General features: G+C 69.8%; 11 protein-coding genes. 7 read left to right on the top strand and 4 right to left on the bottom strand.

The window, feature by feature from the left end; all coding sequences use genetic code 11:
- Window positions 1-125: 125 nt before the first annotated feature.
- Together ACFSCV_RS15670 and ACFSCV_RS15665 are read right to left on the bottom strand one after the other, a co-directional pair.
- Window positions 126-3,332 carry an efflux RND transporter permease subunit gene (locus tag ACFSCV_RS15670; protein ID WP_378800503.1) on the bottom strand — a complete coding sequence of 1,069 codons (3,207 nt, stop codon included), beginning with the start codon at window positions 3,330-3,332 and terminating at the stop codon, window positions 126-128.
- A 13-nt stretch (window positions 3,333-3,345) separates the two neighbouring features.
- Window positions 3,346-4,557, bottom strand: coding sequence for an efflux RND transporter periplasmic adaptor subunit (locus ACFSCV_RS15665; protein ID WP_378800502.1), 1,212 nt, complete (start codon window positions 4,555-4,557; stop codon window positions 3,346-3,348).
- 402 nt (window positions 4,558-4,959) lie between these two features.
- Here ACFSCV_RS15665 and ACFSCV_RS15660 point away from each other — a divergent pair, with 402 nt between their 5' ends.
- The 4 genes from ACFSCV_RS15660 to ACFSCV_RS15645 all read left to right on the top strand — a co-directional run bounded on the left by ACFSCV_RS15660 (window position 4,960) and on the right by ACFSCV_RS15645 (window position 9,052).
- The gene (locus ACFSCV_RS15660; protein ID WP_378800501.1) at window positions 4,960-6,477 is read left to right on the top strand and encodes a flagellin N-terminal helical domain-containing protein; all 1,518 of its coding nucleotides are present in this window, start codon (window positions 4,960-4,962) and stop codon (window positions 6,475-6,477) included.
- Between the two features lie 212 nt (window positions 6,478-6,689).
- Window positions 6,690-8,225 (top strand): flagellin N-terminal helical domain-containing protein, encoded by a 1,536-nt coding sequence (locus tag ACFSCV_RS15655; protein ID WP_378800500.1) that lies wholly within the window; start codon window positions 6,690-6,692, stop codon window positions 8,223-8,225.
- An 85-nt stretch (window positions 8,226-8,310) separates the two neighbouring features.
- The gene (locus tag ACFSCV_RS15650) at window positions 8,311-8,742 is read left to right on the top strand and encodes a flagellar biosynthesis repressor FlbT (RefSeq protein WP_378800499.1); all 432 of its coding nucleotides are present in this window, start codon (window positions 8,311-8,313) and stop codon (window positions 8,740-8,742) included.
- Complete coding sequence (locus ACFSCV_RS15645; RefSeq protein WP_378800498.1) at window positions 8,723-9,052, top strand: flagellar biosynthesis regulator FlaF; 330 nt, start codon at window positions 8,723-8,725, stop codon at window positions 9,050-9,052. The genes ACFSCV_RS15650 and ACFSCV_RS15645 overlap by 20 nt, the downstream gene beginning before the upstream one ends.
- A 36-nt stretch (window positions 9,053-9,088) precedes the next feature.
- On the opposite strand, the gene ACFSCV_RS15640 is transcribed toward ACFSCV_RS15645, so the two are convergent.
- A complete protein-coding gene (locus ACFSCV_RS15640; protein WP_378800497.1) occupies window positions 9,089-9,685 on the bottom strand; it encodes a TetR/AcrR family transcriptional regulator in 597 nt (198 codons plus the stop codon).
- 99 nt (window positions 9,686-9,784) lie between these two features.
- Complete coding sequence (locus ACFSCV_RS15635; protein WP_378800496.1) at window positions 9,785-11,833, bottom strand: cation:proton antiporter domain-containing protein; 2,049 nt, start codon at window positions 11,831-11,833, stop codon at window positions 9,785-9,787.
- Between the two features lie 298 nt (window positions 11,834-12,131).
- On the opposite strand from ACFSCV_RS15635, the gene ACFSCV_RS15630 reads away from it, so the two are divergent.
- The 3 genes from ACFSCV_RS15630 to eutC all read left to right on the top strand — a co-directional run bounded on the left by ACFSCV_RS15630 (window position 12,132) and on the right by eutC (window position 14,997).
- Window positions 12,132-12,584, top strand: coding sequence for a Ros/MucR family transcriptional regulator (locus tag ACFSCV_RS15630; RefSeq protein ID WP_378800495.1), 453 nt, complete (start codon window positions 12,132-12,134; stop codon window positions 12,582-12,584).
- Between the two features lie 220 nt (window positions 12,585-12,804).
- A complete protein-coding gene (locus tag ACFSCV_RS15625) occupies window positions 12,805-14,205 on the top strand; it encodes an ethanolamine ammonia-lyase subunit EutB (RefSeq protein ID WP_378800494.1) in 1,401 nt (466 codons plus the stop codon).
- A gap of 15 nt (window positions 14,206-14,220) precedes the next feature.
- Window positions 14,221-14,997, top strand: coding sequence for an ethanolamine ammonia-lyase subunit EutC (eutC, locus tag ACFSCV_RS15620; protein WP_378800493.1), 777 nt, complete (start codon window positions 14,221-14,223; stop codon window positions 14,995-14,997).
- Window positions 14,998-15,079: the final 82 nt, after the last annotated feature.

Genomic DNA, 15,079 nt, shown 5'->3' with positions numbered 1-15,079 from the left:
GGAGGTCCGCGCGGCGGGCGCGCGGACCTCCGAGGACGACGGTTCGGGCGTGGGGACGCAGAAACCCGCCGCCGTCCTGCTTCGGTCGGGGCCGCGCGTCGGAAGCGCGGCCCGCAGGGTTCAGGTCAGCCGAGCGACACCCGCGTCGCGGCCGAAGGGGCGACGGGCTCCGCCGGGGCGGGGCCGGGCGTCGGCTCCGGCGCGCCGCCCCCTGCAAGGTTGCGGATCACGACGTAGAACACCGGCGTCAGGAACAGGCCGAACAGCGTCACGCCGATCATGCCGGCGAACACCGCGACGCCCATGGCGGAGCGCATCTCGGCGCCGGCGCCGGTGGAGGCCGCGAGCGGCAGCACGCCCATGATGAAGGCCAGCGACGTCATCAGGATCGGCCTCAGTCGCAGCCGGCTCGCCTCGATCGCGGCCTGCAGGACCGTGCGGCCCTGATGCTCGAGCTCGCGCGCGAACTCCACGATCAGGATGGCGTTCTTCGCCGACAGCCCCACCAGCACGATCAGGCCGATCTGGGTGAAGACGTTGTTGTCCCCGCCCGTGAGCCAGACGCCGATCATGGCGGCGAGCAGGCTCATCGGCACGATCAGGATGATCGCGATCGGCAGCGTCAGGCTCTCGTACTGCGCGGCGAGCACGAGATAGACCAGCAGCAGCGCCACCGGGAACACGATCAGCCCGGAATTGCCGGCGAGGATCTCCTGGTAGGTCAGCTCGGTCCATTCGAAGGCGAAGCCCTTCGGCAGGGTCTCGGCGGCGATCTTCTCGACCGCGGCCTGCGCCTGTCCGGTGGAGTAGCCGGGCGCCGCGCCGCCATTGACGTCGGCCGAGAGGAAGCCGTTGTAGCGCATGGCCCGTTCCGGCCCCGAGCTCGGCTTCACCGTCAGCAGCGCCGACAGCGGGATCATCTCGCCCGACGTCGAGCGCACCTTGAGGAAGCCGACGTCGTCGGCGCGGGCGCGGAAGGCGCTGTCGGCCTGGACGCGCACGGAGTAGGTGCGGCCGAAGGCGTTGAAGTCGTTGACGTACATCGAGCCGAAATAGATCTGCAGCGTGTTGAAGATCTCCGACACCGGCACGCCGAGCTGGCGCGCCTTGACGCGGTCCACGTCGGCGAAGAGCTGGGGCACGTTCACCTGATAGGAGGAGAACAGGCCGGCGAGCTCCGGCGCCGCCTGCGCGCGGGCGAGGAACGCCTTGGTCGCGCGGTCGAGCGCCTGGTAGCCGAGGCCGGCGTGGTCCTCGATCTGCAGCTTGAAGCCGCCGATGGTGCCGAGCCCCTGCACCGGGGGCGGCGGGAACATGGCGATCGTCGCTTCCTTGATGCCGGCGAACTTGGCGTTGAGGCTCGCCGCGATCGCCGCGGCGCTCAGGGACGGGTCGCGCCGCTCCTCGAACGGCTTCAGCGAGGTGAAGACGATGCCGGCGTTGGACGAGTTGGTGAAGCCGTTGATGGAGAGGCCCGGAAAGGCGATGGCGCGCTCCACCCCCGGCTCCTTCAGCGCGATCTCGCTCATGCGCCGGATCACGGCCTCGGTGCGGTCGAGCGTGGCGGCGTCGGGAAGCTGGGCGAAGCCGACCAGGTACTGCTTGTCCTGCGCCGGCACGAAGCCGCCGGGCGTGACGCGGAACAGGTGGCCGGTGAGGCCCACCAGCGCGACATAGACCACGAGCATCACCGCCTTGCGGGCGATGGCGCGCGAGACGCCGCGGCCATAGGCCTCCGAGCCCCAGGCGAAGGCGCGGTTGAAGCCGCGGAAGAACCAGCCGAGCGTCGCGTCGAGGAAGCGCGTGACGCGGTCCTTCGGCGCGTGGTGGTCCTTCAGCAGCAGGGCGGCGAGCGCCGGCGACAGCGTCAGCGAGTTGAACGCCGAGATCACGGTCGAGATCGCGATCGTCAGCGCGAACTGCTTGTAGAACTGGCCGGTGAGGCCGGAGATGAAGGCGAGCGGCACGAACACCGCCACCAGCACCAGCGCGATTGCGATGATCGGTCCGGAGACCTCCTGCATGGCCTTGTAGCTGGCCTCCCGCGGCGCCAGCCCGTCCTCGATGTTGCGCTCGACGTTCTCGACCACGACGATGGCGTCGTCGACGACGATGCCGATCGCGAGCACCAGCCCGAACAGGGTGAGCGCGTTGATCGAGAAGCCGAACAGGTGCATCACCGCGAATGTGCCGATGATCGACACCGGCACCGCGGCGAGCGGGATGATCGAGGCCCGCCAGGTCTGCAGGAACACGATCACCACCAGCACGACGAGCGCGACCGCCTCGAGCAGGGTGTGGACCACCGCCTCGATCGAGGCGCGCACGAACTGGGTCGTGTCGTAGACGATCTCATAGTCCACGCCCTCGGGCATGTTCTGCTTGATCTCGGCCATGGTCGCGCGGACCTGGTCGGCGATCTCGATCGCGTTCGAGCCGGGCGCCTGCGACACCGGCACGGCGACGGCGTCGCCGTTGTCGAGCAGCGAGCGCAGCGCGTAGTCGGCGGCGCCCATCTCGATGCGGGCGACGTCGCGCAGCCGCACGATCTCGCCGTTCGCGCCGGACTTCACGACGATGTCGCCGAACTCCTCCTCGGACTGGAGGCGTCCCTGCGCGTTGACGGAGAGCTGGAGCTCGACGTCGGAAGGCGCGGGCGAGGAGCCGACGACGCCGGCCGCGGCCTGCACGTTCTGGGCCCGGATCTCGCCGACCACGTCGGCGGCGGAGAGCCCGTGCTCGGCGACCTTCTGCGGGTCCAGCCAGACGCGCATGGAGTAGTCGCCGGAGCCGAACAGCTGCACCTGGCCGACGCCCGGGATGCGCGCCAGCCGGTCCTTGACGTTCAGGACGGCGTAGTTGCGCAGGTAGGTCATGTCATAGCGCTTGTTCGGCGACACGAGATGCACGACGAGGGTGAGGTCGGGCGAGGACTTGATGGTGGTGACGCCGAGCTGGCGCACCTCCTCCGGCAGCCGCGGCTCGGCCTGGGCGACGCGGTTCTGGACGAGCTGCTGGGCCTTGTCGGGGTCGGTGCCGAGCGCGAAGGTCACCGTCAGCGTCATCACGCCGTCGGTGGTCGCCTGGCTCGACATGTAGAGCATGTCCTCGACGCCATTGATCTGCTCCTCGATCGGCGTCGCCACCGTCTCGGAGATGACCTTCGGGTTGGCGCCGGGATAGGTCGCGCGCACCACCACCTGCGGCGGCGCGACGTCCGGATATTCCGAGATCGGCAGGCCGCGCAGCGCCAGCACGCCGGCGAGGAAGATGACGATCGACAGCACGCCCGCGAACACGGGCCGGTCGATGAAGAACTTCGAGATGTTCATGGCGCGGGGATCTTCACTCGCTGGCCGAGGCCTGGCGGCCGACGCTCGCGACCGCGTCCATGGCGGCGGGGCGGGGGTCGACCAGCGCGCCGGGGCGCAGCTTCTGGGCGCCGTCGATCACCACGCGCTCGCCCGGCTCCAGCCCGCTCTCGACCACCCTCAGGGCGCCGACCGAGGCGCCGAGGGTGACCTCGCGGTAGGTCGCGCGGTTCTCGCTGTCGACGACGAACACGAACGACTTGTCCTGGTCGACGCCGACCGCCCGCTCGCTCAGCAGCAGGGCCGGCCGGGTCTTGGCCTGGCCGAGCTTCATGCGCGCGAACTGTCCCGGCATCAGCCGGCCGTCGGCGTTGGCGAAGGTGGCGCGGACGCGGATGGTGCCGGTGCGGGCGTCGACGGTGGAGCCGACGAGCTGCAGGCGGCCGCGGACCTGGTCCTCGCGCGCCTGCAGCGTCATCTCGACCGGGATGTCGCCGATGCGCTCGCGGCGGTCGCCGCCGTCGTCGAGGCTGTCGAGCGCACGCGAGACCGCGAGCTCGTCGGCGTCGAAGCTGGCGTAGATCGGGTCGACGGAGGTGAGGCGGGTCAGCACCGGCGCGCCGGGGCCTGCCGCGACCAGATTGCCGACGGTGATCTCGATCCGGTCGACGCGGCCGGCGACCGGCGCGCGCACCTCGGTGTAGCTCAGGTTGAGCTCCGCGGTCGTGAGCGCCGCCTTGGCGCCGGCGAGGTTCGCTTCCGCTTCGCCGAGCGCGTTGACGCGGGTGTCGAGGTCGCGCTGCGAGATCGTCGAGAGCGCCGTCATGCGGCGGCCGCGCTCGAGGTCGGCGCGGGCGAGCGTCAGCCGCGCCTCGGCCGCCGCGACGCCGGCCCGCGCGCGCTCGACCTCGGCGGCGTAAGGGGCGGGATCGATGGTGACGAGCCGGTCGCCGGCCTTGACCAGCGCGCCCTCGCGGAAATGGATCTGCTGGATCGGGCCGGCGACGCGCGAGCGCACCTCGACCTGTTCGACCGCCTCAAGCCGGCCGGAGAACACCGTCCAGCTCGGCGTGTCGCGGCGGGCGAGGGTGGCGACGCCGACTTCGGTCGCGGCGGGCGCGGCCGGCGCGTCGGAGGCTCCGGCGTCTCCGGCGGGCAGGGTGGAAAAGCTCAAAACCCCTGCGGCGGCGAGCGCCGCTGCGGTGATTCCGGCGCTCAGGCGTACGGACAGCGTGGAACGCGTCATGGCGGCATCCCCGGGAAGGTATCGGAATAATGTACCGATCGGTATCGTACCGCTAGGTAGATATCGGGGCCGTCCGCTGTCAAGGCTTAGGCTATCGATCGGTATGAAAAGCTCCGTGCGGGCGCGCGCCCACACGATCCTGCGCTGGCCCGGCGGAGCGTCGCGCCGCATGCGCCGTCGCGATCCGGCCTGCGGTCGCGTGGCCCGGGGCGACCTCCCGGCTCATCCCGATACCGCCCGTCCTGCAGCCATAACCTATTGATAACCATGCCGTTCGATTGCCGGCGACAGGCGCGGAACCGCGCCGCGGAATTAACTCCCGCTTAGGGCCGCCCGCCCGAGGCTCCGCGTGCGCTTCAGGACGAGGCGCGCCCCTCAGTCTCCCAGAACAGGAGCCTAGAAATGTCCGACATCACCCTCAACTCGGCCGTTCGCTCGAACCTCCGCACCCTTCAGTCGACCACCGACCTGATGGCCCGCACGGAAGAGCGGCTCTCGACCGGCAAGAAGGTCAACTCGGCTCTCGACAACCCGTCGAGCTTCTTCACCGCCCAGGCTCTTGATCGCCGCGCGAGCGACCTCACCAACCTCCTCGACAGCGTTTCGAACTCGGTCAAGACGATCGAAGCCGCCGACAACGGCATCTCGGCGATCAGCGACCTCGTCACGCAGATGAAGTCGGTGGCCCGCTCGGCCCAGCAGTCCAGCTCGGCCGTCTCCGCGAAGGCCGGCTTCACCTCCGCCGCCATCGCTGGCGCCACCGCCGAGAACCTGCTCGGCACCGGCACGGCCGCGACCGCCACGACGCTGACCGGCGTCGGCAACGTCGCCGCCACCTACACCGGCGGCACGCTGTCCATCAACGGCACCGACGTCACCATCGCGGACGACAGCGACGCCGACGCGGTCAAGGCCGCCATCGACGCCGCCGGCATCACTGGCCTCACCGTCACCAACACCGGCGGCACGCTCGGCTTCTCGCTCGCGAGCGGCGAAGACCTGACCCTCTCGGCCAGCACGGCGGCCCTCGCCGACAACCTCGGCCTCAGCGCCGCGGGCGGCACCGACACCGACGTCACCTCGACGAACGGTACGGCGGCTGCGAACGACCTGACGGGCAAGACCCTGACGGTCAAGGTCGGCGAAGGCCAGACCGGCTCGATCACCTTCGGCACGGGCGCCGGTCAGGTGTCTACGCTCGCGGACCTGAACACCGCTCTGTCGGGCTACAACGCCAAGGCCACGATCTCCTCGACCGGCCAGCTGACGATCGAGACCACGAACGAGCACGGCTCGTCCGACCTCACGATCGGCGGCACGGCGGTCAGCACCGACGGCACCCCCGCCGCCGGCGAAATCTTCGGCCTGTCCTCCACCGCCGCGGCCACCAAGTCGGCCGTGCTCGACGGCGACGGCAAGTCCCGCCGCACGGACTACAAGAACGACTACAACGACCTGCGCCAGCAGATCGCTCAGCTCGCCAAGGACGCTTCCTACAACGGCGTCAACCTGCTCGCCGGCGACGACCTCTCGGTCGTGTTCAACGAGGACGGCTCCTCCAAGCTCGACGTCTCCGGCGTCGATCTGATGGACCGTCTCGGCCTCTCGGACATCTCGTTCGAGGACTTCGCCGACAGCTCGAAGATCGAGGAAGTGGTCTCCAAGCTGAACGACGCCCTCGGCTCGCTGGACAGCCTGTCCTCGCGCCTCGGCTCGCAGCTCTCGGTCGTCGAGACCCGCCAGTCCTTCACGAAGGCCATGGTCGGCACCCTCGAGGACGGCGCGCTGTCGCTCGTCGGCGCCGACACCAACGAAGAGGCCGCGAATCTCGCGACCCTGCAGACCCGTCAGTCGCTGATCGTCTCCTCGCTGTCGATCTCGACCAGCCAGGAGCAGAACGTCCTTCAGCTCCTCCGCTGATCGACGCTTCCGGCGAAGAACCGGCCTGAACGACGGCGGGAGCCCACACGGCTCCCGCCGTTTTCTTTTGCGCGGGCGCGGGCTTGGCGGCGCCCCGTCGGTTGCGTCAGACCACAGTCGCTAAGCCGGCATTAACCTTAACTTCCGATTAAGGTTAACGGCCTATGTTCCGATCAACGTCCTAAACGACGTCCCGAATCGGAGCCTTTCTTATGGCCGACATCACGCTCAATTCCGCGGTCCGGTCGAACCTGCGCTCGATGCAGCAGACGACCGAACTGCTCAACCGCACCGAAGAGCGCCTTTCGACCGGCAAGAAGGTCAACTCGGCGCTGGACAATCCCGCGAGCTTCTTCACCGCCCAGTCGCTGGACCGGCGGGCGAGCGATCTCGGAACGTTGCTCGACAACGTCAAGAACTCAATCCAGACGCTCGAGGCGGCCGACAACGGCATCAAGGCGATCACGGACCTCGTCGAGTCGCTGAAGTCGACGGCCCGCTCCGCCCAGCAGTCGCCGCTTGCGGTCTCGACCAAGGCGAGCCTGACGTCGGCGACCATGAACGGGCTGAGCGGCGACAACCTGCTCTCGATGAACACCGTGACGCCGGCGGTCGCCACGACCTTCGACGGCGTCGAGGACGTCGACGCGACCCACTCGGGCGGCGCGCTGACGGTCAACGGCGCGACGGTCAACATCCCGGCCAACGCCACGGCGGCGCAGGTCAAGACGGCGATCGACTCGCTGAACATCTCCGGGCTGAACGTCGTCGACAACGGCGGCACGCTGGAGTTCGAGCTCGAGAGCGGCGCCGACCTGACCATCGGCGGTTCGTCCACGCTGCTCGACTCCCTCGGCCTGATCGCCGACGGCTCGACCGCGACCAGCGCGACCTCGACCAACGGCACGCTGTCGACCACGACGAGCGGCGACAGCCTGCTGAAGGACAAGACGCTCACCTTCACCGACAAGTTCGGCGCGCTGAAGACCGTGACCTTCGCGTCCTCGCCCGGCGCCGACAACGTCGACACGATCGACGAGCTGAACGCCTGGCTGCTCAACAACGACGTCCAGCTCACCGCATCGATCCCGAAGGAAGGCGAAGCCGGCGCCAAGCTCGCGTTCCAGACCACGAACGCGATCGCGGCCGACACGCCGATCGCCGCCACCGGCACCGCCACGGGCGCCGGCGCGGTCTTCGGCAGCGGCGGCTTCGCGGCCCCCGTGCTCGATCAGGACGCAGCCACCAAGCGCTCGAACTTCGCCACCGACTACAACGACTTCCTCAGCGAGATCGCGAAGCTCGCCAAGGACGCCACCTACAACGGCGTCAATCTTCTGAACGGCGACGATCTCGACGTCATCTTCAACGAGGACGGCTCGTCGCGGCTCGAGGTCAAGGGCGTGCAGTTCGACGCCGAGGGCCTCGGCCTGGCCTCGATCAGCGCCGAGGACTTCTACGACTCCGACTCGATCGAGAAGATCATCGACACGCTCGAGGCGGCGCTTGCGACCATCGAGGCGCAGTCCGCCAAGTTCGGCTCGCAGCTCGCGATCGTGCAGACCCGCGAGACCTTCACCAAAGACATGATCGGCACCCTGCAGGACGGCTCGCTCGCCCTGGTCGGCGCCGACACCAACGAAGAGGCCGCGAACCTCGCCACGCTGCAGACGCGCCAGCAGCTCATCGTGTCTTCGCTCTCGATCTCTACGCAGCAGGAATCGGCGGTGCTGCAGCTTCTGCAGTGAGGCGCCGGGCTTCCTTTTCGGGCGGAGCGGCGGACGTCCGGTCGGGCGTCCGCCGCTCGCCGTTTCAGGCCGCCGGCCACGGAGGATGCGCATGACCCTCAAGGTGGAGTTGAAGCCCGGGGAGCGGATCGTCATCGGACGGTCCGTGGTCACCAACGGCGCCGCCCGCACCCAGCTGCTGATCGACGGCGGCGATCCGGTGCTGCGCGAGCGCGACATCCTGCAGGAGCGCGACGCCGACACCCCGGCGAAGCGCATCTATTACACCGTCCAGATGATGTACATGGCCGGCTCGATCGAGAAGGTCAGCAAGATCTACAGCGCGCTCACTCGCGACGCCGTGAAGGCCGCGCCGAGCATGCTTCCCCTGATCGACCGGATAAATAACCACGTCTTAACAGGCGCGCTTTACAAAGCTTTGCGTGAGGCGCGCAGTCTCGTGGCGCACGAGAAGGGAATCTTCGAGCATGCAGAACGGAGCGCAGGCGTACGCGCGGATGGCGCAAGCGACGGCTAATCCGCGCGAGCGCGAGGCCCAGCTGCTGCTGAGGGCGGCGGCCCGTTTCGCCGCCGCGCAGACCGCGCAGCCCTTCGACCGCACCGCCGCCCGCGAGGCCGCGACCTTCAACCGCAAGCTCTGGACCGTGTTCCTCAGCTCCGTGCTGCGCGCCGAAAACCCGCTCGACGCCGCCACCAAGACGAACATCAAGAAGATCGCGATGTTCGTGCTCGACCGCTGCCACAGCCTTGAGATCAACCCTTCCGCCGAGCCGATGTCGGCGCTGATCAACATCAACCGCAACCTCGCGGAAGGCCTTCGCGGCTGATCCCGACGAGGCGCTGACCGGGGCTCCGCGCGCTGGTCAGAGCGCGCGGCAGGTGCTGGGCAGCGCCCGGAGCGCGAGGTCGGCGACGCGGTAGAGTTCGGCGCGGTCGGCGCCGGACGAGGCCTTCACGGCCATGCCCAGGCCGACCGCCATCACGTAGCGCGCCCAGTCGGCCGGGTCTTCGTCGGGTGGCAGCTCGCCGTCCGTCGCGGCCTTGTCGAGCCGCTCCCGCAGCGTGCGTTCGCTGAGCGAGCGCCGCGCGACGAGTTCGTCGCGGATGGTGGAGCCGGCCTCGCTGCAGGCGACGCCGCTGTTGACGCCGAGGCAGCCCGGCGGATGCATCGGATCGGTCAGCACGTCGGCGTAGCCCTTGAGGAGGCGTTCTATCGCGCGCCGCGCCGTCGGCTCGGCGAGGGCGTCCGCGACAAAGCAGAGATGGTTCTGCTCGTAGCGGTCCAGCACCTTGCGGAACAGCTCCTCCTTGTTGCCGTAGGTGGCGTAGAGGCTCGGGCGCGTGATGCCCATCGCGTCCGTGAGGTCGCTCAGCGACGCGCCTTCGTAGCCGTGACGCCAGAACACCTCCAGCGCCGCGCACAGCGCCTCGTCGACGTCGAATTCTTTGGGCCTGCCCATCTCCGCGAACTTTCCAGACGTTTTGTACCGATCGATATAGTGAGCCGAAGGGCCGGCGTCGAGCCGGCCATTCGGCGGGGCTGATCGGCGTTCCGCGTATCAGGCGGGCGTCGCGGCCGGGGGCAGGGGGCGGAACGGCTCGGTCTGCGGCTCCGGATCGGCCGCGCGGGGCGCAGCCTCGGGCGTCGTAGGCGCAGGCCCCGGAGCCGCGCCGCCCGTGGGCGGAACGTCGGGAGCGGAGCCTCCGCCGGGGCCGTCCGGCGGCGCGGCGGGCCGGTCTGGCGTCGGCCCGGACGACAGCCCGCGGCCGAGGCCGAGGCGCTCCAGCATGCCGCGGGCGATCTCGCGCTCGCCCATGATGACCTCGTTCGCCCCGAGCTTCTCGAGATGCTCGATCTCGGCGTAGGCGTGGGCGCGGGCGAGGATGGTGAGGTTCGGGTTGAGCTTGCGGGCCTGCTCCACCACCTGGCCGGCCTCGAACGCGTTCGGGATCGCGACCACGAGCCGGGACGCCCTGTCGAGTCCGGCGAGCGCCAGCACGTCGGACGCCGCGGCGTTGCCGACGATGGTCTCGGCGCCGGACTCCTTGAGAGTGGCGATCGGCTTCTCGGCGTCCTCCACCACAAGGAACGGCACGCCCGCGGCCTTGAGCTGCTCGCCCACAAGCGCGCCGACGCGGCCGTAGCCCACGAGCACGATGTGGCCGGTCAGCGTCGTCGCCTGCTGCGGCGCGTCCTCGTCATCGACCGCAGCGGCGCGTTCGGCCTCCACGGTCGCGACCGACGGTTCGGCCGCGGCCGGCGCCGGGCCGCCGTCGGGGGCGACCAGCGGCTTGGTGCGGTCGACGTCGAGCTCGGGGCCGGAAGTGTCGGGCTGCGCCACGGCGACCTTCGGCGATCCGCGGGCGATCCGCGCCTCGAGCCACGGCTTCAGCCGTTCGACCAGCACGAACATGATCGGGTTGAACACGATCGACAGCAGCGCGCCGGCGAGGATGAGGTCGCGGCCTTCTTCCGGCAGCAGCTTCAGACCGACCCCGAGCTCGGCCAGGATGAAGGAGAACTCGCCGATCTGCGCGAGGCTCGCGGAGATCGTCAACGCGGTTCCGACCGTGCGGTTGAAGGCGATGACGATCAGGAAGGCCGCGATCGACTTGCCGATCACGATGATCGCGAAGGTCGCGATCACCGGGCCGGGGTCGCGGATCAGGATCGACGGGTCGAACAGCATGCCGACCGAGACGAAGAACAGCACGGAGAAGGCGTCGCGCAGCGGCAGGCTCTCCTGCGCGGCGCGGTGCGACAGCTCGCTCTCGGACAGGATCATGCCGGCGAAGAAGGCGCCGAGCGCCAGCGAGACGCCGAACAGCTTCGCCGCCCCGAACGCCACGCCGAGCGCGATCGCCAGCACGCCGAGGCGGAACAGCTCGCGCGAGCCAGTGTGCGCGATCCGGTGCAGCACGGCCGGGATGACGCGCCGGCCGACGATCAGCATGAAGGCGACGAAGGCCGCGACCTTGACGAGCGTCAGCGCGAGCACGCCGATAAGGCCGAGATCGACGCCGAGCGCGCGGCTGACGAGCGTCGCCAGCGGATCGCCGCCGCTGTGCCCGCTGTCCCCGCCCGCGATGCTGGCGACCGCCGGAAGCAGGACCAGCGCCAGCACCATCGCGAGGTCTTCGACGATGAGCCAGCCGACCGCGATCCTGCCGCGCTCGCTCTCGATGAGGCGGCGCTCCTGCAGCGCCTTCAGCAGCACGACGGTGGAGGCGACGGAGAGCGCGAGACCGAACACCAGGCCGCCGCCATGGCTCCAGCCGAGCGCCGCGCCGAGGCCCCAGCCGAGCAGCGTGGCGAAGCCCATCTGGACCACGGCGCCGGGCACCGCGATGCCGCGCACCGAGAGCAGGTCCTTCAGCGAGAAGTGCAGCCCCACGCCGAACATCAGCAGGATGACGCCGATCTCCGCCAGTTCGGGCGCGAGCTGCTGGTCCGCGACATAGCCGGGCGTGTGAGGCCCCACGAGCACGCCCGCGACGAGATAACCTACGAGAGGAGGTAGCTTGAGCCGATTGGCGAGAGCCCCGAGCACGAAGGCGAGCACGAAGCCCGCGACCAACGTCGAAATCAGCGGCGTCTCGTGCGGCATTCACGTCTCCTTCGCGGCGGCGTGCGGCGAATATCGCTTTATGTAGACCCTCCCGCTCAGATTCGCTCGCGGCGATCGTCCGGAAAGACCATAGGTCGCGCCGCTCGGAAGCCGCTGCGCGGCGCTCGCGACGGGACGGACGCGGGGCCCAGTCGCTACTTTTAATAGCCCTCTGCTGCCGCGCGAACCCGTTATAGCCCGCTCATGGTGGATTTATCGAGAGCGACTTCGTTTTCGACTTGCAAAATTGCGCGAACCGGCTCAATCCCTGATTAGCGAAAGAGGAGTTTCAATCGAAATGAGCGAAGAGATCGATTACGTCACCCTGGCCGCCGATGTCGTGAGCGCCTACGTCAGCAACAACTCGGTCGCCGCGGCCGATCTCCCGGGTCTGATCCAGACGGTGCACGGCGCCCTGGCCGCCGCTGCGACCGGCGCGACCAAGGAGCCGGTCGTCGAGCTTACGCCGGCGGTGCCGATCAAGAAGTCGGTTGGTCCCGATTTCATCATCTGCCTGGAAGACGGCAAGAAGTTCAAGTCGTTGAAGCGTCATCTGCGCACCGCTTACGACATGACGCCGGCCGATTACCGCGCCAAGTGGGGCCTGCCGGCCGACTATCCCATGGTCGCCCCGAACTATGCCGCCGCCCGCTCGGCGCTCGCAAAGAAGGCCGGCCTCGGCCAGCAGCGCAGCAAGGCGGCCGCCGCCGCTCCGGCTCCGGCCAAGCGCGGACGCAAGGCCGCGGCCTGATCTTCGCGCCGCGGCCTCGAAAGCCGTGGCGCGGATCGTGATGAGACCTCTTCGGCGGATCCGCTGACCTGTGAGACGCCCCGGCCCCCGCCGGGGCGTCTTGCGTCCCGGGGCCGGAAAACGTGCAGCCGCGCGCCCCGTCGCCTGCAGAATGGGCTTAGCCCGGCCGCGGCGCGGGTCTAGACTGACGACGCCTGGATATGGACTGCGGGAGGCGGCCGTGACGGCGTACCGATGCGACCTCGGCGGCGAACGTTACGCGTTCGACGATCTGAAGACGGTTCTGGCCAAGGCCTCGCCCCGACGCTCGGGCGACGAGCTCGCCGGCCTCGCCGCCGAAACCGACGCGGAGCGCATCGCCGCCCGCTACGTGCTGGCCGACCTGCCGCTCAAGGTCTTCCTCGACGAGGCGCTGGTCCCGTACGAGGACGACGAGGTCACCCGCCTCATCATCGACGGCCACGACGCGGAAGCGTTCCGCCCGATCGCCCATCTCACCGTCGGCGGCTTCCGTGACTGGCTTCTCGGCCACGAGGCCGACGGCGAGGCGCTCGCGGCCGTCTCGCCCGGCCTCACGCCCGAGATGGTCGCGGCCGTGTCCAAGCTGATGCGGAACCAGGACCTGATCGCGGTGGCGCGCAAGCGCCGCGTGGTCACCGCCTTCCGCACCACGCTCGGCCTTCCCGGCCGGCTCGGCTCGCGGCTGCAGCCGAACCACCCGACCGACGACCTGCGCGGCATCGCGGTCTCCGTGCTCGACGGCCTGCTCTACGGCGTCGGCGACGCCGTGATCGGCATCAACCCCGCGACCGACAACGTGCCGAACGCCATCGCGCTGATGGAGATGCTCGACGCGCTGCGCCAGTCCTACGACATCCCGGCCCAGACCTGCGTGCTCACCCATGTCACCAACGCGATCGAGATCATGAACCGGCGCGCGCCGGTCGACCTCGTGTTCCAGTCGGTGGCGGGCTCGGAGGCGGCGAACCGCGGCTTCGGCGTCGACCTCGCCGTCCTGCGGGAGGCGCACGAGGCCGCGCTGGCGCTGAAGCGGGGAACCGTCGGCCAGAACGTGATGTATTTCGAGACGGGGCAGGGGGCCGCGCTCTCCGCCGACGCCCATCACGGCGTCGACCAGCAGACCATGGAGGCGCGCGCCTACGCGGTCGCCCGCGCGTTCGATCCGATGATCGTCAACACCGTGGTCGGCTTCATCGGCCCGGAATATCTCTACGACGGCAAGCAGATCATCCGCGCCGGTCTGGAAGACCATTTCTGCGGCAAGCTGCTCGGCCTGCCGATGGGCTGCGACGTCTGCTACACCAACCACGCCGAGGCCGACCAGGACGACATGGACGGCCTGATGACGCTGCTGACGGTGGCGGGCTGCACTTTCCTGATCGCGGTGCCGGGCGCGGACGACGTGATGCTCAACTACCAGAGCCTGTCGTTCCACGACCTGCTGTACCTGCGCGCGACCATGGGCGTGAAGGCGGCGCCCGAGTTCGAGGCCTGGCTGGAGCGCATGGGCATGGTGGGTCCCGAGGGGCGCATCAACGAGCTCACGCTGTCCGATCCGCGCATGTCGCGGCTGCTCGACCAGACCCGCCGCGTGGCCTGACCGGAGACCGAGCCTATGGCCGACGCCCCCGGCAACGTCACCGATCTCTGGAGCCCGCTCCGGGCCGCCACCTCCGCCCGCGTCGGCCTCGGCCGCAGCGGCGACGCGCAGCCGCTGCGCGCCGTGCTCGAATTCCAGCACGCCCACGCGAAGGCGCGCGACGCCGTGCATCTGCCGCTCGACGTGGACGCGCTCGCGGCGGAGCTTGGCCCCCACCGGGTCGTTCAGGTCGAGAGCGCGGCCCCCGAGCGCTCGATCTACCTGCGCCGCCCCGATCTGGGCCGGCGGCTGAGCGAGGTCTCGGCCGAGGCGCTCGACGTCGAGGAGAAGGGCTTCGACGTCGTGTTCGTGATCGGCGACGGGCTGTCGGCGACCGCCGTGCAGACCCACGCCGCGGCGCTGCTGCACGCCGCGGTCGAGCGCCTTAGCGGGCTGTCGATCGGGCCGGTGGTGGTGGCGCGGCAGGCCCGCGTCGCGCTCGGCGACGAGGTCGGCGAGCGCTTGCAGGCGAAGCTCGTCGCGGTGCTGATCGGCGAGCGGCCGGGCCTCAGCGTCGCGGAGAGCCTTGGCGTCTACCTGACCTTCGATCCCCGCCGCGGCCGGCGCGACAGCGAGCGCAACTGCATCTCCAACGTCCACCGGCTCGGCGGCCTCACCTACCCGCTCGCCGCCGACAAGCTCGCCTGGCTCGCCCGCGAGGCGCTGCGCCTCGGCCTCACCGGCGTGAAGCTCAAGGACGACGTCGACCTGCTCGCCGGCGCCGCGGGATCGCCCGCGCTCGAAGGCGGCTGACGGGGGCGCCCGCGCCCGCCGCTGTGGCGCGGCGGACTCAGGGGCCGCCCAATCGACAGGTCCCGCGCGGCGGGCCACGCCC

The sequence above is a fragment of the Methylopila henanensis genome (assembly GCF_042681025.1).
Lineage (GTDB): Bacteria > Pseudomonadota > Alphaproteobacteria > Rhizobiales > Methylopilaceae > Methylopila > Methylopila henanensis.
This window is presented reverse-complemented; position numbering and strand designations above follow the sequence as displayed.